The organism is Cognatilysobacter lacus, from assembly GCF_008274655.1.
In the GTDB taxonomy this organism is placed as follows: domain Bacteria; phylum Pseudomonadota; class Gammaproteobacteria; order Xanthomonadales; family Xanthomonadaceae; genus Cognatilysobacter; species Cognatilysobacter lacus.
Map to the genome: position 1 here is coordinate 1 of NZ_VTRV01000051.1, position 17,904 is coordinate 17,904.

20 protein-coding genes are annotated in these 17,904 nt (G+C 67.0%); 7 read left to right on the forward strand and 13 right to left on the reverse strand.

Going from position 1 to position 17,904, the window contains the following annotated elements; translation table 11 throughout:
• Positions 1-245: TrmH family RNA methyltransferase (locus FW784_RS06450; RefSeq protein WP_328592713.1), on the reverse strand; the 245-nt coding region annotated here is incomplete at its 3' end.
• Between the two features lie 95 nt (positions 246-340).
• Between FW784_RS06450 and FW784_RS06455 the strand changes: the two genes are divergently transcribed.
• The gene (locus FW784_RS06455; RefSeq protein ID WP_149352537.1) at positions 341-1,168 is read left to right on the forward strand and encodes an inositol monophosphatase family protein; all 828 of its coding nucleotides are present in this window, start codon (positions 341-343) and stop codon (positions 1,166-1,168) included.
• Between the two features lie 42 nt (positions 1,169-1,210).
• Positions 1,211-1,567 carry a hypothetical protein gene (locus FW784_RS06460; RefSeq protein ID WP_149352538.1) on the forward strand — a complete coding sequence of 119 codons (357 nt, stop codon included), beginning with the start codon at positions 1,211-1,213 and terminating at the stop codon, positions 1,565-1,567.
• Between the two features lie 73 nt (positions 1,568-1,640).
• On the opposite strand, the gene secF is transcribed toward FW784_RS06460, so the two are convergent.
• From secF to queA, 5 genes are all read right to left on the reverse strand, one after another.
• A complete protein-coding gene (secF, locus tag FW784_RS06465) occupies positions 1,641-2,624 on the reverse strand; it encodes a protein translocase subunit SecF (protein WP_149352539.1) in 984 nt (327 codons plus the stop codon).
• A gap of 13 nt (positions 2,625-2,637) precedes the next feature.
• Positions 2,638-4,500 (reverse strand): protein translocase subunit SecD, encoded by a 1,863-nt coding sequence (gene secD / locus FW784_RS06470; RefSeq protein ID WP_149352540.1) that lies wholly within the window; start codon positions 4,498-4,500, stop codon positions 2,638-2,640.
• Between the two features lie 73 nt (positions 4,501-4,573).
• Positions 4,574-4,912, reverse strand: coding sequence for a preprotein translocase subunit YajC (gene yajC / locus FW784_RS06475; protein WP_149352541.1), 339 nt, complete (start codon positions 4,910-4,912; stop codon positions 4,574-4,576).
• Positions 4,913-4,990: 78 nt separating this feature from the next.
• Complete coding sequence (gene tgt / locus FW784_RS06480; RefSeq protein ID WP_149352542.1) at positions 4,991-6,127, reverse strand: tRNA guanosine(34) transglycosylase Tgt; 1,137 nt, start codon at positions 6,125-6,127, stop codon at positions 4,991-4,993.
• Positions 6,128-6,171: 44 nt separating this feature from the next.
• Entirely contained in the window at positions 6,172-7,236 is a 1,065-nt protein-coding gene (queA, locus tag FW784_RS06485) for a tRNA preQ1(34) S-adenosylmethionine ribosyltransferase-isomerase QueA (protein ID WP_149352543.1), read from the reverse strand.
• 209 nt (positions 7,237-7,445) lie between these two features.
• Between queA and FW784_RS06490 the strand changes: the two genes are divergently transcribed.
• Positions 7,446-8,957 (forward strand): aminotransferase class III-fold pyridoxal phosphate-dependent enzyme, encoded by a 1,512-nt coding sequence (locus FW784_RS06490; protein ID WP_149352544.1) that lies wholly within the window; start codon positions 7,446-7,448, stop codon positions 8,955-8,957.
• A gap of 57 nt (positions 8,958-9,014) precedes the next feature.
• Here the strand turns inward: FW784_RS06490 and FW784_RS06495 are convergent, their stop codons facing one another.
• From FW784_RS06495 to FW784_RS06510, 4 genes are read right to left on the reverse strand one after another with little or no spacing between them, the layout of a single operon-like run.
• Positions 9,015-9,302 (reverse strand): helix-hairpin-helix domain-containing protein, encoded by a 288-nt coding sequence (locus FW784_RS06495; RefSeq protein ID WP_149352545.1) that lies wholly within the window; start codon positions 9,300-9,302, stop codon positions 9,015-9,017.
• Entirely contained in the window at positions 9,299-9,703 is a 405-nt protein-coding gene (locus FW784_RS06500; RefSeq protein ID WP_149352546.1) for an MAPEG family protein, read from the reverse strand. Before FW784_RS06500 ends, FW784_RS06495 begins: the two co-directional genes overlap by 4 nt.
• Positions 9,703-10,419, reverse strand: a complete 717-nt coding sequence (locus FW784_RS06505; protein ID WP_149352547.1) for a TMEM43 family protein — start codon at positions 10,417-10,419, stop codon at positions 9,703-9,705. The genes FW784_RS06500 and FW784_RS06505 overlap by 1 nt, the downstream gene beginning before the upstream one ends.
• On the reverse strand, positions 10,416-11,306 hold the full coding sequence (locus FW784_RS06510) for an MBL fold metallo-hydrolase (protein WP_149352548.1): 891 nt from the start codon (positions 11,304-11,306) through the stop codon (positions 10,416-10,418). Before FW784_RS06510 ends, FW784_RS06505 begins: the two co-directional genes overlap by 4 nt.
• 438 nt (positions 11,307-11,744) lie before the next feature.
• On the opposite strand from FW784_RS06510, the gene FW784_RS06515 reads away from it, so the two are divergent.
• Positions 11,745-12,254 carry a DUF2127 domain-containing protein gene (locus tag FW784_RS06515; RefSeq protein WP_149352549.1) on the forward strand — a complete coding sequence of 170 codons (510 nt, stop codon included), beginning with the start codon at positions 11,745-11,747 and terminating at the stop codon, positions 12,252-12,254.
• 175 nt (positions 12,255-12,429) lie between these two features.
• Here FW784_RS06515 and FW784_RS06520 read toward each other — a convergent pair whose 3' ends face one another.
• The 3 genes from FW784_RS06520 to FW784_RS06530 form a co-directional block, all read right to left on the reverse strand.
• A complete protein-coding gene (locus tag FW784_RS06520) occupies positions 12,430-13,062 on the reverse strand; it encodes a phosphatase PAP2 family protein (protein ID WP_187770705.1) in 633 nt (210 codons plus the stop codon).
• 4 nt (positions 13,063-13,066) lie between these two features.
• Positions 13,067-14,665, reverse strand: a complete 1,599-nt coding sequence (gene eptA / locus FW784_RS06525) for a phosphoethanolamine--lipid A transferase EptA (protein WP_149352551.1) — start codon at positions 14,663-14,665, stop codon at positions 13,067-13,069.
• A gap of 391 nt (positions 14,666-15,056) precedes the next feature.
• Positions 15,057-15,416: a helix-turn-helix domain-containing protein gene (locus FW784_RS06530; RefSeq protein ID WP_149352552.1), complete on the reverse strand. Its 360-nt coding sequence runs from the start codon at positions 15,414-15,416 to the stop codon at positions 15,057-15,059.
• A 292-nt stretch (positions 15,417-15,708) separates the two neighbouring features.
• On the opposite strand from FW784_RS06530, the gene FW784_RS06535 reads away from it, so the two are divergent.
• The 3 genes from FW784_RS06535 to FW784_RS06545 all read left to right on the forward strand — a co-directional run.
• Positions 15,709-16,671, forward strand: coding sequence for an AfsR/SARP family transcriptional regulator (locus FW784_RS06535; RefSeq protein ID WP_149352553.1), 963 nt, complete (start codon positions 15,709-15,711; stop codon positions 16,669-16,671).
• A gap of 345 nt (positions 16,672-17,016) precedes the next feature.
• Positions 17,017-17,364 (forward strand): hypothetical protein, encoded by a 348-nt coding sequence (locus tag FW784_RS06540; protein ID WP_149352554.1) that lies wholly within the window; start codon positions 17,017-17,019, stop codon positions 17,362-17,364.
• The coding region (locus FW784_RS06545; RefSeq protein ID WP_205123567.1) for a hypothetical protein at positions 17,361-17,904 on the forward strand (544 nt) is incomplete at its 3' end. The genes FW784_RS06540 and FW784_RS06545, both read left to right, overlap by 4 nt.

Consider the following 17,904-nt stretch of genomic DNA (forward strand, 5'->3'; position numbering starts at 1 on the left):
CAGCCCAGCACGCGCTGGCAACCCGCCAGCGCGGAGGCCAGGTCGTCGTGGAACGTGGCCGTCGCGAGCAGGTCATCGGCGCCGGCAGCCAGCGCGTCGGACTCCGCGTTGGGCAGCTTCTCCGGCGCCACCAGCACCAGCCGGTGCAGGCCCATGGTCTTCATCGCGCGCGCGGCCGAGCCGATGTTGCCCGGGTGTTGCGTACCTACCAGCACGATGCGGACGCGGTCGGCGGCGAGTGTCATGAAATCTCGAGTCATGTCCGCAATGGTAAGCTTCGCGCCCCGCCGGCGATGGCGGAATCGCTCTTTTCCACGGCCAGCGCGCCCCGGACATCCCCATGCAGAAACCCGCCATCACCTTGATGATCAAGGCCGCGCGCGCCGCCGGCAACGTGCTCCTCCGCCACATGCACAAGCTCGACGCGCTGAATGTCGTCGAGAAGGACCGCATGGACTTCGCGAGCGAAGTTGGCAGCCTGGCCGAGAAGGAAATCATCAAGGAGTTCCGCCGCGCGACGCCCGACTACGCCATCCTGGGCGAGGAAAGCGGCCCGCTGAACACCGGCCCGCGCACCCGCTTCACGTGGGTCATCGATCCGCTCGACGGCACCAGCAACTACCTGCGCGGCATCCCGCATTTCTGCGTGTCCATCGCGCTGTGCGAGAACGGAGAGCCGATCAATGGCCTCGTGTTCGACCCGATCCGCAACGAGATCTTCCACGCCTCGCGGGGCGCGGGCGCGGTGCTGAACGACAAGCGCATGCGCGTCGCCGATCGCCGTGACCTGGCCGGCGCGATGGTCATCACCGGGTTCCCGCCGCGCGAGCGCGAGCGCGCATCGGCGCAACTCAAGTGCGTCGACAGCGTGCTCCTGCAGGCCGAGGACATCCGCCGCACCGGATCGGCCGCGCTCGACCTCGCCTACGTGGCGGCCGGTCGTGCCGACGCCTACTTCGAGGCCGGTCTTAAGCCGTGGGACATCGCGGCCGGCGTGCTGCTGGTGCGCGAAGCCGGCGGCAAGGTGGTCGACTACCGAGGCCGCACGCTCGGGCCGATGGACAATCGCGGCCTGCCGGGCCGTCCGTTGGTTGCCGGCAACATCAAGGTCTGCGACGAACTCCAGAAGCGCATCGTGGATTCCGGATACGCCGCCACGTTCGACTGATTCGACCCCGGGAAAGGAGTCCCCATGCCAACGAGCCTCCTGATGGCGGCCGCTGCCGCAGCCGCGCCCGTGCACGCGGCGCACTATCCCGTCGAGCTGCGCGGAGCCTGGCATGTCGGGACAGCGCCCTGCCGTCTGCCGGAAGCCGCAGACAGCGACGGACTGATCACGATCGGGCGTGACGGGATCGCCGCCTACGAGGCCCGCACCAGCGCGTATTCGATCCGGCGTATTGCTTCCGTGCCGCCGACCTGGCGCCTCGATGAACTCGAAGACTACGAAGGCGAGACGCGGCGCTTCACGCGCACGATCGTGCTGACGGCTGGTTCGTTCACGTCGACAGAAGGCCGCCAGGTCGACACCTACACACGATGCAGCGGGTCCGCGCCGCGCCGATGAGGCGGCGGGGCCGGACTTCAGACGCAGAAAAAAGGCCGCATATTCGCGGCCTTTTTTTACGCCGATCCGCCGCCTAGGGGCGACGAGCCAGCGCCGCTTCGTCGCGCGCCTTCGGCATCAGGTCCTGCTTGCTGACGCCCTGCCAAAGCAGCAACGGGCAGGCAATGAAGATCGACGACAGCGTGCCGATCACGGTGCCGATGATCTGCGCTTCCGCGAGGCCCCGGAGCGACGCGCCGCCGAACACGTACAGCGCGAGCATCGACAGGAAAGCCACGAACGACACGATCACCGTACGCGACAGCGTCTGGTTTACCGCCTTGTTCATGATCTCGCGTGGGGTGAGACGCATGCTGCGGAAATTCTCGCGCACCCGGTCGAAGACGACGATGGTGTCGTTGATCGAGAAGCCCATCACCGCGAGCAGGCCGGCGAGCACCGTCAGGTCGAATTCGTGTCGCGTGATCGCGAACCAGCCCGCGACGATGCTGACGTCATGGATGGTGGCAATGATTGCGCCGATCGCGAACTTGAGCTCGAAGCGCATCGAGATGTACAGCAGCAACCCGACCAGCACGAACAGGAACGCGTACAGCGATTTCCAAGCGAGTTCCTTGCCGACCTGCGGGCCGACGAAGTCACTGCGCTGCACGTGCGCGGCATTGCCGGGCTGCGCAACGGCTGCAACGACCGCAGCCGCGGTCTGGTCCTTCGCGGCAGTGCCGGTACCCGTCTTCTGGGGCTGCAGCCGCACCATGATTTCGCGACCTGAACCCAGCGCCTGCACCTGTGCTCCGCGGAAGCCGGCCGTGTCGAGCCGGCTGCGCACGTTGTCCGTGTCCACCGGCCGGTCGAACCGCAGCTCGACGACCGAACCGCCGGTGAAGTCGAGCGCGAAGTTGAAGGTGCGGCCGGGGTCGAAGCCGCCGTTGAAGGCATGGAACAGCATCGCCCCGAACGACGTCAGCATCAGCATGCCGGCGATCGTCAGCGAGACCCACCGCAGCCGCATGAAGTCGATGTTGCTGTCGTACGGGAACACATTGAAAGGTTTCATTGAATGTCGTCCCTCAGATCGCGATCGACTGCAGCTTGCGGCGACGACCGTAGATGAGCGTCGCGATCGCGCGTGACACCGACACCGCGGTGTACATCGACGTCAGGATGCCGACGATCAACGTGACGGCGAAGCCCTTGATGGGCCCGGTGCCGAACGCGAACAACGCAAGGCCAGCCAGGATGGTGGTCAGGTTGGCGTCGGCGATGGTGCCCTTTGCGCGCTCGTAACCTTCGGAGATCGCCGACTGCGGAGGTAGCCCGAGTCGCAACTCCTCGCGGATTCGCTCATTGATCAGCACGTTCGCGTCGACCGACATGCCGACCGTCAACGCCACGCCGGCGAGGCCGGGCAGGCTCAACGTGGCGCCGAAAACCGAAAGGATCGCGACCACCAGCAACAGGTTCATCAGCAACGACAGACAGGTGATGACGCCGAAGACGCGGTAGTAGATGAGGAAGAAGCCGAGGGTGAAGAGGAACGAATACATCACCGCCTCAAGCCCGCGGGTGACGTTCTGCCGACCGAGGCTCGGGCCGACGATGCGTTCCTCTACGAAGTCCATGGGCGCGGCCAGCGAACCGGAGCGCAGCAGCAACGACAGGTCGGACGCTTCCTTCGGGCTGTCGAGCCCCGTCGTCTGGAACTCCTTGCCGAACACGCCCTGCACGGTGGCGATCTGGATTACTTCCTCGCTGACGCGGGTCGTGCGTACTTCCTTGCCGTCGACCGTCTTCACCTCGGGCACGCGTTCGATGTACACCACGGCCATCGGCTTGCCGACGTTCTCGCTGGTGAAATCGAACATGCGCTGGCCGCCGACACTGTTCAGCCGCACGCTCACCGCCGGGGTCCCCGACTGCGGGTCGGTCGTGGCGGTCGCGCCGACCAGCTGGTCACCCGAAACGATGACGCGTTTGCTCAGCAGGACCTGAAGGGGTTTGCCGTCCGGGCCGAGCTGGCGACGGTTGTAGACACGTGCTTCGGGCGGCACGCTGCCGGTCGCAACGGCCTCGGCGGCGTTGCCTTCGACCACCGCCCGGTATTCCAGCGTCGCAGTGGCGCCGATGATGCGCTTTGCCTGTGCGGTGTCCTGCACACCCGGCAGTTCGACCACGATGCGGTCGGTGCCCTGACGCTGGATGATCGGCTCGCCGACGCCGATCGCGTTGACGCGATTGCGCAGTGTGCTGACATTCTGCTCGACGGCCTCGAGCGCGAGGCGCTGCTGCTCCGCTGCATTCATGCGGACGGTGAGCAGGCCGCCGGAGACAGCGACATCGAGCGAGGTCTGGCCGCGCGTGATCAGCTGCCGCGCCTTCTCGGCATCCTGCGGCGCAACCTGCGCCAGCACGGTGCCGTCCGGGCGACGCTCCACGGATTCATAGCGCACGCCCGCCTCGCGCAGCTGCACACGCACGTCTTCTGCGAGCGCGTCGAGGCGCTTCTCCATCGACGCCTGCTGGTCGACCTGCATCATGAAATGCACGCCGCCCTGGAGGTCGAGGCCCAGCAGCATCGGCTTGGCGCCAACGTTTTCGAGCCACCGCGGCGCCGTGGACGCGAGGTTCAGCGCGATCACGTAGTTGTTGCCGAGCGGATCGCGCAGCAGGTCAGCCGCCTTGACCTGCTGGTCGGGGTCCTTGAAGCGGACCAGCAGGTTGCCCTTCGTGATCTCGATCTTCTTCGGCGTGACACCGGACTGCGCGAGCAGACCGCTGACGCGCGTGCTGAGCGCGGCATCGATCTTGCCGCCGCGGTTGGCGGTGACCTGCACGGACGGATCCTGCGGGAACACGTTGGGCAGCGCATAGAGCGCACCCAGCAGCAGCAGAACCAGGGCGAGGGCGTATTTCCAGCGCGGGTAGGTCAGCATCGAAGTCCTGGCGGCTCCCCGCCGCATGCGTAGCGTGTATGGGCGGCCACGGCCGCCATCAAGGGACTGCGGCTCAGGCGGCTTTCAACGTGCCCTTGGGCAGTACGTTGCCGATCGCAGACTTCTGCACGCGCACGCGCACGCCGTCGGCGATCTCGATGGTCACGAAGTTCTCGCCGATGTCGGTGACGGTGCCGGCGAGGCCGCCTGCGGCCAGCACTTCATCGCCGCGTCCGAGCTTTTCCAGCATGCCTCTGTGTTCCTTGGCACGCTTCATCTGGGGCCGGATCATCAGGAAATACATCACCGCCACGACGACGAGGATCGGCAGGAAGCCGAGCGCGCTGTTGGCGGCGGGTGCGCCAGCGGCCTGCGCGTGGGCGGCGGGAATCAGGAAATCGAGCGGCGACATGGATGGATCCTGCGAAAGCGACCGGGGATTATGCCACGCGTCGCGCCCCGCTCCGGCCGAGCCCCCGAGCCGGCCTGTTCAGCCCGCCCCGCCGCCGACGCGCAAGGCATAGAAGGCGTCTCGGAATGCCTGGAACCGTCGCTCGGCAATCGCGTCGCGCATCCCGGCCATCAGGCGCTGGTAATAACGCAGGTTGTGCAAGGTGCCCAGCATCGGGCCGAGCATCTCGTTGCAGCGGTCGAGGTGGCGCAGGTAGCTTCGGCTGAATCCGTTCGCGCACGAGTAGCAGTCGCAGCCCTCCTCGATGGGCCGGGTGTCGCGCTCGTACTTCGCGTTTCGCACGCGCACCGTGCCGGTCGCGGTGAAATAGTGGCCGTTGCGCGCGTTGCGAGTCGGCATCACGCAGTCGAACATGTCCACGCCGCGCGCGACCGCCTCCACCAGGTCTTCCGGGCGGCCAACACCCATCAGGTAGCGCGGACGCTCGGTCGGCAGCTGCGGGCACGTGTGCTCGAGCATCGCGTTGCGCTCGGCTTCGGTCTCGCCGACTGCCAGCCCGCCGATCGCATAGCCGTCGAAGCCGATCGCTTTCAGCCCGTCGGCCGATTGCGCGCGCAGATCCCGGTGCACGCCGCCCTGCACGATGCCGAACAGCGCCGCATCGTTGCCTTCATGGGCGCGCCGGCTGCGCTCAGCCCAACGCAGCGAAAGCTCCATCGATCTGCGGACGACGTCGACATTCACCGGAACACCTTCAACATGCACCGGAGGGCACTCGTCAAAGATCATCACGACGTCCGAGTCGAGCACCTTCTGGATGCGCATGCTCTCCTCGGGGCCGAGGAAGACCTTGGCGCCATCGGTCGGCGACGCGAAGGTGACGCCCTCCTCCGTGATCTTGCGGCGGTGCGCGAGCGAGAACACCTGGAAGCCGCCGGAATCCGTGAGGATCGGTCCGTTCCAGCGGGCGAACCCATGCAGCCCTCCGTGGTCGGCGATGACGTCGAGGCCCGGCCGCAGGTAGAGATGGAACGTGTTGCCAAGGATGATCTCGGCACCCAGCGCGCGCACCTGCTCCGGCATCGCACCCTTGACCGACCCATACGTGCCGACCGGCATGAACGCCGGGGTCTCGACGGTGCCACGCGGGAACTCGAGGCGGCCGCGGCGAGCGGCGCCGTCGGTGCCGAGAAGCTGGAAGGACATGCGGCTCATGGGGTATCCGGTGTTGCGTGGATCGAACGTGGGCGACGTCGGGCTCAGGCTCGCGGCGCCGTCGCGTGGTGGCGGGGCCACAACAGCATCGCATCGCCATAGGAGAAGAAGCGGTAGCGTTCGTCGATCGCGTGTCGATATGCGTCGAATACGCGCCGCTGCCCGGCGAACGCGGACACCATCATCAGCAGCGTGCTCTGCGGCAGATGGAAATTGGTGATCATCGCGTCGACCGAAGTAATGCTGTAGCCGGGCAGGATGAACAGTCGCGTCTCGCCTGCGAACGGCGCGAGCTCCGCGTTTCCCGCCTCGTCGCGCCGGGTCGCGGCCTCGAGGGCGCGCACCACCGTGGTTCCCACGCCGATCACGCGCCCGCCCGCCTCGCGCGTGCGACGGATCTGTTCGACGAGGGCGGCGCCGACGTTGATCCATTCGCTGTGCATCACGTGCTGGCTCAGGTCGTCGACGCGCACCGGCTGGAAAGTGCCCGCACCGACGTGCAACGTGACGTGGCCGAACGCCACGCCCATCGCCTGCAGGCGCGCCAGCAGCGCTTCGTCGAAATGCAGTCCGGCGGTGGGGGCTGCGACCGCGCCGACTTCGCGGGCGTACACCGTCTGGTAGCGCTCGGCATCGTCCGCGCCGGGCTCACGCTGGATGTAAGGCGGCAACGGCAGGCGCCCGACGCGCAGAAGCCACGACTCGAGCGGCGCGTCCACGTCGAACCGCAACAGGTAGAACTCGCCTTCGCGGCCCAGCACGTGCGCGCGGCCGCCGCCATCGAGCTCGATCACCGAGCCCTCCTTCGGCGACTTGCTCACGCCGATCTGCGCGCGGGCGCGATCCGCCGACAGCAGGCGTTCGATCATGATCTCGACGCGGCCGCCCGTGGCCTTGCGGCCGAACAGGCGTGCCGGGATCACGCGGGTGTCGTTGAAGACCAGCAGGTCGTGCTCGCGCAGCAGCGAGGGCACGTCGCGGAACACACGGTCTTCGAACGGCGCCTCGCCGGGCGGCACCACCAGGAGACGGCTTGCGCTGCGCTCGGCGAGCGGTGCCTGCGCGATCAACTCGGGCGGCAGTTCGTAATCGAAATCGGACTTCTTCAAGCGCGCCGTTGCCTGCATTCGGCCCTGTGTCCGCGTCGGACGGCTGCACAGTGTACTGGCGCCGCAGGGGTTATCGGCGCGAAGGTCGCGTGATAACATGGACGCAACCTTTTGAATGGAAACGGAAAACGCCTTCGCACGCGCTTTTCGGCATGCGTCGTTCCTGCGTTTTTCGTGCACCTCGCCCCTGGACTGCCGGAGCTGCTGTCATGTCGAACGCCCACGCCAATGCCGTCGCCCTTCTAGCGCCGCTGCGTGCTTGCGGCGGGCGCCGCCGAACGGTCGGCCTCGAAGACGCAACGGTCGAGCGCTTCGCGGCCTCGCATCCGGAGTTGCTCCAGGCGATCGAAGCTGCGCTCGCTGAATTCGAGGCCGTCAAGCGCGAGGCCGCCGACCTGCTCGACCTCGACGAGGACGCGCAGATCCACGCCGTCCAGGCCGGCTACGTCAACTTCTATCCCGACGACGCGGTCAACCCGTATATCGCGCTCGCCGCGCGCGGCCCTTGGGTCGTTACGCTCAAGGGCGCGGTGCTGCACGACTCCGGCGGCTACGGGATGCTCGGCTTCGGGCACGCGCCGCAGGCCGTCATCGACGCAATGGCCAAGCCGCAGGTGATGGCGAACATCATGACGCCGTCGCTGGCGCAGCTGCGCTTCGATCGCGCGCTCCGGGCGGTCATCGGCACCACGCGCGGCGGTTGCCCCTACGAGCGCTTCTTCTGTCTCAATTCGGGCTCCGAATCGGTGTCGCTCGCGGCGCGCATCGCTGACGCGAACGCCAAGCTGATGACGGATCCGGGCGCGCGCCACGAAGGCCGCACGATCAAGCGCCTTGTAGTACGGGGCAGTTTCCACGGCCGCACCGAACGGCCTGCGCTCTATTCGGACTCGTCGCGCAAGACCTATGCACAGCACCTCGCCAGCTACCGTGGCGAGGATTCGGTGATCACTGTCGAGCCGTACGACGTCGACGCCCTGCGTCGCGCGTTCACCGATGCCGATGCGAATGGCTGGTTCATCGAAGCCATGTTCCTCGAGCCGGTGATGGGCGAAGGCGACCCGGGTCGTGGCGTGCCGCCGGCGTTCTATCAGGCCGCGCGCGAGCTGACCAAGTCGCACGGCGGGCTTTTGCTGGTCGATTCGATCCAGGCGGGCCTGCGCGCCACCGGCGCGCTGTCGATGATCGACTATCCCGGCTTCGAGGGAATGGAAGCGCCCGACATGGAGACCTATTCCAAGGCGCTCAATGCGGGGCAGTACCCGCTCTCGGTGCTGGCAGTGAACGCACGCGCCGCCGCGTTGTATCGCAAGGGCCTCTACGGCAATACCATGACGACGAACCCGCGTGCGCTCGACGTCGCATGCGCGGTCCTGGGTCTCGTCACCCCCGAAGTGCGCGAAAACATTCGCGCGCGCGGCGCCGAAGCGCTGCAGCGGCTCGAAGCGCTGCGCGCCGAGTCGGGCGGCATGATCACCAAGGTGCAGGGCACCGGCCTGCTGTTCTCGTGCGAGCTCGCGCCGCAGTTCAAGTGCTACGGCACGGGATCGACCGAGGAATGGCTGCGCGAGCGCGGCATCGGCGTGATCCACGGCGGCGTCAACTCGTTGCGGTTCACGCCAACGTTCACCATCACGAGCGACGAGCTCGACATGCTTGTGGCGATGGTCGGCCGCGCGCTTCGCGAAGGGCCGCGAATGGAACAGGCCGTCGCCGCTTGATTCCTGGGCGGTTGGGTACCGCGGAGGCCGGCCGATCGCCGGCTTCGTGTTTGCGCCTTACTTCCGCACGAGCAGCTTGCGCTCCGCCGTGTACGCCCACCAGGGCCGCGGCGCTTCGCCGTCCATGAAACGCGTGACCGACATGAAGACGTCGAGTACGCACGGATCCTGGCGCGCGCCCGTGACTTCGCAAAGCCGACGATAGAGTTCGAGCGGCGACTGTCCGACGAGTTGCGACGGACGCTCGATCCCGATGCGACGCAGATCGCCGGCGACGGACGGACCCACGTTCGGCAGATCCGTGAGGTCGTGTAGCCGGCTGCGGTCGACGCGCGCCGGATTCATGCGTGCAACGTCAGGCTTTCGGCCGCACGTACGATCGCGATGACCGACGCGGCGAGGATCACGCACCACGTCAGCAGCGTGCCCCAGAAACGCCCGAAAGACACACCCGCCGAGCCGGACAACCCGATCGCATGCAGCACACGCGCGACCAGGAGCGCGCCGCCGAGCAGCGCGACCCATCCGCGACCGAGCCCGGTCATTTCCAGAAGCGCGATGAGCAGCAACACGAACGGTACGTACTCGATGAAGTTGGCGTGCACGCGGATTCGGCGCAGCAGCAGGGGGTCACCGCCATCGCCGAGGCCGATGCGCTTGCCGCGGCGCGCAGCGACGATCGGTACGAGCAGCATAAGCAGCAGAAGGCCGTGAAAGCCGGCGATTAGCAGTGTGACGAACGGCATCAGTGCCGGCCTCCAGTAATGGCGCGAACGAGAAACCAGAGGCCAGCAAGCGCGCCCGTGGCGATGGCTATCAGCCACGGACGCAGCCGCATTACGGGCGTGCGCGTGGCGGCAGTGATGTCGACGGCGGGCCGCGCGCTGGCGGGCGCCGCGGCGGCTTTCGGGCTGAGCTGCCAGGCGCCGTCGCGCACCTCGACCTTGCCGGCCAGCGGCGGCAACACGAATTCGTGCCACGTGATCCGGACATCGCCGGTCACGGCAACGAGCGGGTTGTCGCTGCTCGCGAGTCCGTCGCCTTCGGGCTGGAACTCCTTGGCGAGGTCCGCGGGCAGCCGCGAAAAATTGGGATGCAGCGTCTGCCACTGGCCGAGCAGGCGGACCACCTCGAGCGGCAGTGCGCGGCCATCGAGCGTCACCGACTCCACCCACCATTCGCGGTTGCGGATGGGGAGGCGCGACGGATTGCGATGCAGGCCATCGAAGCCCGACGAATCGATCGGCGCGGCGTTCCAGACACGCACGTAGTTCCCGCTGTCGTCTCGGCGCCACTGGAACATCTCGACCCGCCGCTCGAGGCCGAAAGCGCTCGACTCGACATGGAAATCCGGATCCTGCAGCGCGTTCGACGGCACCGGATCATTCTCGGGAGCGGTCTGCGCCCGGGACACCACCGGCAGCAGCGCCAGCACCGCGGCTAGCGCCAGCGTCGACCTCATGCGGCGAGCGATCGCGCCTGCAGCGCCGGGACTTCGTGCGTCGTTGCGAAGCGGCCCTCGGGCGTCTTCACCACGCGTGCCAGCGCGCAGGCCGGGTCGTGGGTGAAGTACAGATGCACGTCGCGCTCGCGCATGTCGTCGAGGAACGCGCGCTTCTCGTCGATCAGCAGCTCGGCATTGCGGTCGTAGCCCATGGTGATCGGCACGTGTACCCAGGGCCGGCCGGGGATCAGGTCCGCGCAGAAGACGACGCCCCCATGCGGGCGCCCATGCGAATCCGGCACGCCGACGATTTCTGCCAGCATCAGTCCCGGCGTGTGGCCGTCGCTGAAGTGGAAACGCACGGCATTGCCGAGCGTCCGCGAATACTCGCCGTCGACCAGCTCGAGCCGCCCGGTGGCCTGCAACAGCCCGGGAAGCGCGGGTATGAAGCTCGCGCGGTCGCGGTCGTGCGGGTCGAGCGCCCGTTCGAAATGGCGCTTGCCGACCACATACGCGGCGTTCGGGAACACGAGCGAGGGATCGGCATTGGCCGACCAGGCCGACAGCACGCCCCCGGCGTGGTCGAAGTGAAGGTGCGAAAGCACCACGACATCGATGTCCGCGGGCGAGAAGCCCGCATGCGCCAGCGACTCCAGCAGCACGTGGCGGTCCTCAACGACGCCGTAGCGTTCGCGCATCTTCGGGTCGAAGAACGCGCCGATGCCGGCTTCGAACAACACGGTCTTGCCCGCCAGCGGCGACGCCAGCAGCGCGCGGCAGGCAAGGTCGATGCGACCGTGCTCGTCGGGAGTCGCCCAGCGCGACCACAGCGCGCGCGGCGCATTGCCGAACATGGCACCGCCGTCGAGCTTCTGCCGGTTGCCTTCGATGGACCAGAGCTTCATGGCGATCTCCGCAGCGAACACCATTCGAACCCCTGCGGCACGCGCGGTCAAGGCGCGGCGCGCGAAAACGAACGCCGCGCCGGGCGTCGTCCGTTCGCGCCGCCGCCCGGGTCACGCACGAAGCCACCGGACGGAGACTTCGGATCGCTGCGTAGGCGCCCTGTCGGTTTGAGGGATTTGCAGGGGCCCCTGCCCCGCTTTACGCGGCTCTGCACGCGCTTATGCCGGCCGTCGCCGTGCGCAGCCGGCGTTCACTGCGCCCGACGCGCGGCGAGGCGGCGCGTTAACCGCCGCACGCCGGAATCCGCGCCGAGCCTGATAGCTGCGTAGCGAGCGCGTCGCCCCAATTCCACCGCGAAAGTGTTGCCCGCTGCGGCTCCATTGCGCCCACTGGGCGTCACTACCCGAAAACGACGCGCCCGACCTGATCATGGATGGATGGCTGAAAACATTCGACGCGAAATGTGGCTGCACCGCCTGTTCCTGGTGGGCGTGTGGCTGAAGGGATTGATGGGTGGCATCCAGACGATCGGAGGCTCGGTGCTGTTGCTGGTCGACAGCCACTGGATCACGGCCGCGGCGGTCTATATCACCCACCCGGAACTGGCCGAAGATCCGCACGACGCGCTGTCGTTGTTCCTGCGCCACTCCGCCACCAGTTTGGCGAGCGGCAGCAAGACATTCGCTGCCGTCTACCTGTTCGTGCACGGGCTGATAAAGCTGCTGCTGGTTGCCGGCCTGATGCGCCGCAAGCTCTGGTCCTACCCGGCGTCGCTGTGGGTGCTGGGCGCGTTCGTCGCCTACCAGCTGAATCGGTACGTCGCGACCCGATCCCCTTGGCTACTCATCCTGACCGCGATCGACGTGGCCGTCATCGCGCTTGTCTGGCACGAGTGGCGTCACCGCGTGAAGCACGGCTTTGAACCGGCCGTGGCCGCAACCCCGTAATTACTGGCCGGTCAACGCCTCGACCGCAGCCGCATGGAACGCCGCAGTCGAGCCGTGAACGGAGGACCGTTACGAGCGCGCGAGTCTGTCGACTCCGAGGACGCGCGGATGAACGACCCTTTCGACGGCGAAGCCAACGCGATCGAGGCGTCCAACGGATAAGCCGCGCGTCGCCTTATTGGAGCTGCAACTCTACCTGGCGCCGTCCGCGCCATCGCGTCGTCATCAAGGCGGTAACCAGTATTCCCAATAGCGCGCCGGAGATAACCGCGGACACGGTGTGCTTGTCCAGGCTGACGCGCGCGAACATCGTCAGCAGCATGATCGGCACCACCAGCAGGGCCAGCTTCCAGCCGTAGCGTCGCGAAACGAAATAGGCGCCGCTGGAAGCCAGCGAGGAATGGCCCGACGGCATGTTGAAGTTGGTGTCCTCCCAATGCATCGCGATCTGGCCCGCCGGCAGTGGCGGCCTCTCGCCAAGCCGCGTTCCATTGACACGCACATCGTTTAGCGAATGCTTCAAAAGGTGCGTCGCCAGCGTAGCCGTGACGGCGATCTTCGCAAGCTCGATCATCCCCTGCCTGTCGCCCAGCACGATGGGAAGCGTGCCCTGCAGCACCGGATTGATGTATCGCCCGTAGTCCTCCATGAAACGCGCCACGCGCGGCGCGCTCGATATTCCGCTGCGGCTGGCGTAGCTCGCCAGGTCGGTGGGATAGAAAGTGCTGGCGACGAACGCGACCAGGCCGAGCCACCAAAGGATTGTGACGAGCCGCGAACCGGGCCGTGCGGCGGGAGCGGTGTACATGCGCTTACCTGGAGTGACTGAAGAGATCGAGATGCGGGTCATACACGGCGCTTCGTGCTGCGAATGCGCCGAGCACGCTGTGAAAAATGTTCGCGTCGCCGAAATCGCCCTTCGCACGAAGATCGGCCGCCGATACTCGGTTCGATTGTTTGAAGGACGGCGACATCCAGACCATGAAAGGTATGGCTCGCTGCACGTCGGGCGCGATCGAATTGGGCGCGCCGTGCAGGTAGAAGCCGCGCTCGCCAAGTGATTCGCCGTGGTCCGATATGTAGATCATCGACGAGGAACTCGCCGGAACGGCAGCGAGAACCTTGACCGTTTCCGCGAGCACGTGATCGGTATAGACGATGGTGTTGTCGTAGGCGTTGACCAGCGACTGATGGCTGCAGGTACTCAGCTCCACCGATTGGCACACCGGCGCAAAGCGTGTGAACGCGGCGGGGTATTTCCGGTAGTACGTGGGGCCATGGCTTCCCGCGAGGTGCAGCACCACGAAGATGCGCTGCGAAGGCGAGCGGGCCAGAACTTCCTGCAACCCGTGCAGCAGCCCTTCGTCGTGCTCCAGGTCGCCGCAGGCCGCCCCCGTGCATGCCTTGCGGATGTCCTCCAGGCGTTGGCGGACACCTACCTTCAGCGGCGGCTCGCCCCAGTTGTTCGAGCGCCAGATGACTTCCACGCCGTGCCGCTGCAGATAATTCGGCAGGATTTCTTCCGTCACCCGCCCGGGGGCATCGCTACCCAGATGCGACAACATGCAGCGGATGGCCGCCGTGGTGTACGTGGCACAGGCCCGAGCGCCGGGGAGCGCGATAACGTCGGTTCCGGCGAGCTCGGCATCCGTGCTCCGACCGTAGCCATAAAGCGAATGATTCTGCGCGCGAGCCGACTCGCCGATCACCAGCACCACGATAGTCTTCAGTCGCGGCTCGACCGAAAAACGCAGCGGCGGCAGCAACGCCTGCGGGCGATTGGCGTCCGCGCGTTCCTGGAGAAAGCGACCTGTGTTGGCGACGTAGGACCACGGCAGCATCAGCCCGCCGAGTGTCTTCGCGTTCTTGTCGAACCACAGCCACGACGTCGATCCCGCGTAGACCATGACGCAACCCGTGACTGCCGTTATCGCCAGCAGGCGCAGTCGGCGCAGTCGGGAGGAATCGACTATTCGCGCCATGGCGACGAGGCACGCCGGAAGCGCGCCGAGGAGCAACACGTAGAGAAGGATCTGCGGATGCAACAGTTCGGTCGCTTCCTGGCGATCGGTCCCCAGGACATTGCCCATCATCGACTTGTCGAGCAGCACGTTGTACGTATTCATGAAGTACAGCGCGGTGGAATTGCCTACCAGCAGCGCGATGCAGACAACCTTGGTCGCACGGATCGAAAGCAGCGAAACCGACGTCAGCGCGAGCACCGTCACAACCACCTGCACGCCGGTCAGGAGCACCAGCACCCCGGACTTCGGCCACAAGTCCGCCGGGCTGTTGGCCAATGCGAACGAGTACAGCGGCACGCCGAACAGGACGATGTTCGCGAGGGCGAAGGCCCCTACGAAGGTCGGATAACGGCAAGTCACGGAACACAGACGCAACAGTCGATTCATGAACAGGGCAGCGTCGTGTTGCACAGCGCGTTTGCGAAGCAATTGCAGAGCACCATGCGCACCACCTTACGCGGCATCGCTTTCATCCTGCCTTCGGAGATCCGTCAACCACGGTTTCCGCCACGACTCGTCGAACCAGCGTTCAGGTGACTCAAGGCAGATGGGCTTGGGTGGGCCTCTTTCGCCGGCTTCGCGTGAAGCGGCTGGCCCCGTGCGATCGCGGCAAGGACCATGAAGGTGGTCCGCCCGACCTACCGGGCCGGCCGCGGTTGAAGTTCGACCACGGGGCCTGTGCCGAAGTGGGTGCACAGAACTCTCCCGCACCGCGCGAGAGTGTGACCAGAGCATTCTTCCGGTCGGCCCCACCTCCCCCTGCGTCCCCGACGCGAAGTCAGCGACCCATGGTCTCCAGGATTGCCACGGCCATGCGCTTCCTGGCCGGCGCCATGCGCCGCAGGTGCGCCAGGGCCTGTGCTTCGAATTCGTCCCCCGCGAAGTCGTCCACCAGCAGCGCGGGCGTACTGTCGAGTGGATCGAGTTCGCTCGGGCCGCGGCCGGTTGCGAGCCACTCGAACCCCGCACGGGTCTCGGTAGCGATGTGTATCAGGTGCTCCACGCTCGGCTTCGTGCCGTGGGGATGCTCCCACTGCGTGACGGCACTGCGCTTGATGCCGACACGCAGCGCCAGTTCTGTCTGCGAGAGACCGGCGCGGGTACGTGCTCGGCGGATGCGCTGGGGCAACGAGGTCATGGCGTGCTCGCTCGACGTCTCGTGATGGCGGTGACGGCAAATGCCGGGGTCGCGTTGTCCTTCGCGCGGCATCCGGCTGCCCGGACAGCGATTCTGTCGCCATGCTGTCCAGCAGCGCTTTCCATTCATCGGCCCGACCAGCAGCAAGGGCCGCCGGGCCCGGGGTAAGGACGGCTTGCGGACTCGCGCGGTTGCATTACAGCCGATTAGGGCGCGTCATTCGCGCGTGACGACAGCGGCGCGCAGGGGCGCCACCGCGCCGGCAGGACGCCGGCAAGCAGAGGGCAGACCCATGCTGCGCATCTCCCTGTTCGGTTCCATGGCCCTGGCCACGGACCATGGCAGCGCAGTCGAAGTGCCCGTAGCCGGGCGCAGCGCGAGCCTGCTCGCCTACCTTGCGCTGGGCCACGGCCGCAGCTTCAGCCGCTCCGAACTGTTGGCCAGCCTGTGGCCTGATCCCGGCGCGAGCGCGTCCACCGGGTCGTTCAACACCGCGCTTTGGCGGCTGCGTCGGCTGCTCGAAACGCCGCCGCTCGGCCACGCCGGCCTGATCACGAGCGATCGCGGCGCGATCGCGCTATGCCCGCAGGCCGACGTGTGGCTGGACGTGGCCGAGTTTGACCAGCTGGTGGCACCGCGACTCATGCGCGCGCCCGAGCGGCTGACGGACGAGGACATCGACGCCCTCGAGCGGGGGGTGCGCCTGTACAAGGCCGACCTGCTCATCGAGCTGACGGACGACTGGGCCCTGCGGGCGCGCGAACGCTATCGCCGCAACTTCCTCAATGCGCTGTATCGCCTGATGCAACTCGCCACCATTCGCCGTCAATACGCGGACGGCATCCTGCATGCGCAACGCATCCTCGACCACGACCCGTTGCGCGAGGATGTGCACCGCGACCTGATGCAGATGTTCGTCGCCAGCGGCCAGCGTGCTCTCGCATTGCGGCAGTTCGAACATTGCCGTGAGTTGCTTCGCCGCGAGCTGGCGATCCAGCCGATGCGCGAAACGCAGGCGCTGTACCGGCAGATCGCGGACAGCGCCGTCGGCTTGCACCGCGAAACGGCGTTCGCTGCCGGCCAACGCAGGCGGGCGAGCGATCTGGTGACACCGGAACTTCACGTCATCAACGTGCCCAACGGATCGCCGGGCAGCGAGATCGTGGCGCAGCCGCTCGACCTGCTCCACTGCGCGCGTGCGCACCTTGCGGCCGCCGACGCGCAACTTCAGTTGGGCCTCCAGCTGCTGGCATGACGCGCTTGCGCTGACGGTGTCGCATCCCGGCGCTCAGCCGCCCACAAGTCCGTCTCGGCCGCCGACCTGTTCGCGGCCGTAAGTCGCCTGGGCTGCCCCGTCCCGAGCCGGGTAGCACCGAGCGGGTGCGTGAGCCAACCGTCCCGCTCCGTAGCGCCACCCCGGGGCGCCCCACCCCGCACCTCGCCCTACGACCGCTCGCGCAGGTCGGGAAGACGCTGTGCGTGGCGCAAAGGGGGATCACGCCGGTCGAATCGACGTGTGATCCACGCGTGATCCAGCGGTGATTCGTCGGTGACGCACGCGGCGCAGGGTCGACCGCAGACGTAGCCGCCGGAGCTCGCAATGGCCCTGCTCGAAGACCGCACCGCCGTTTTCATCGTCCGCGTCTGGTGCGAGCGCGGCGACGGCGATGCCGCGGTCGCGGAATGGCGCGGCTCGGTCGAACACATCCAGAGCGGGCAACGCGCGTTCTTCCGAAACCTCGATGCAGTGCTGGAGTTCGTGCGTCCGCACCTGGAAGGCATCGGCATCGATGCCCAGCAGCGTTTCTGGGAGCGCATCTCGTCGGCGCTCGACGATCCGTTGGTCACTGCCCCGGTCGCAATTCCCATTCCCCCGGCGGACGCACGCGCAGCGCGCGACGTACCCGCCCCCTCTTCCGTCGTCCTGCAAGCCAGGAGTTCGTCATGACCCGCATCCGTGCCAATCGCGAATCGATCGACGATCGCTTCAGCGTGCTCGGGTTCACCATCAACGCCGACCAGCCGCTTTACGAAGTCGGGCTGGCGACCGATCCGGATCTGTTCAAGCCCGAGCAACGCGCGCGCCGCACCGCGGGCAACTTCTACGCGAGTCCGTTGCAGGGCACGCGGCCCCGCAGCGACGCGGTCTATCTGGTTCCGCCATCGGTGGTCGCGCGGTTCGTCGGCCAGCCGCGCCTCTACTTCGGCGTCGCCACCTATGCCGACAACGATCGCAGCAAGCCCACCAGCGTGCGTCGGCCCGATGCCGGGAACATGTACGTGAGCCTGCGCGGGCTGACCGAGCGCGGATTGCGCCGCGGCGTGCGCAACGGCAACGGCGCGAACGGCTCCGGGTACGGCACGCCTGCCTCGGCACCGACTTGGGGCGGTGATGCGCTGACCGATGCGGCACCCGCGTCAGCCGGACGCAACGGCGGCAGCGCCGGTTCGCCACCACCCTACAGCGACGGATACTCGGATGAGCTTT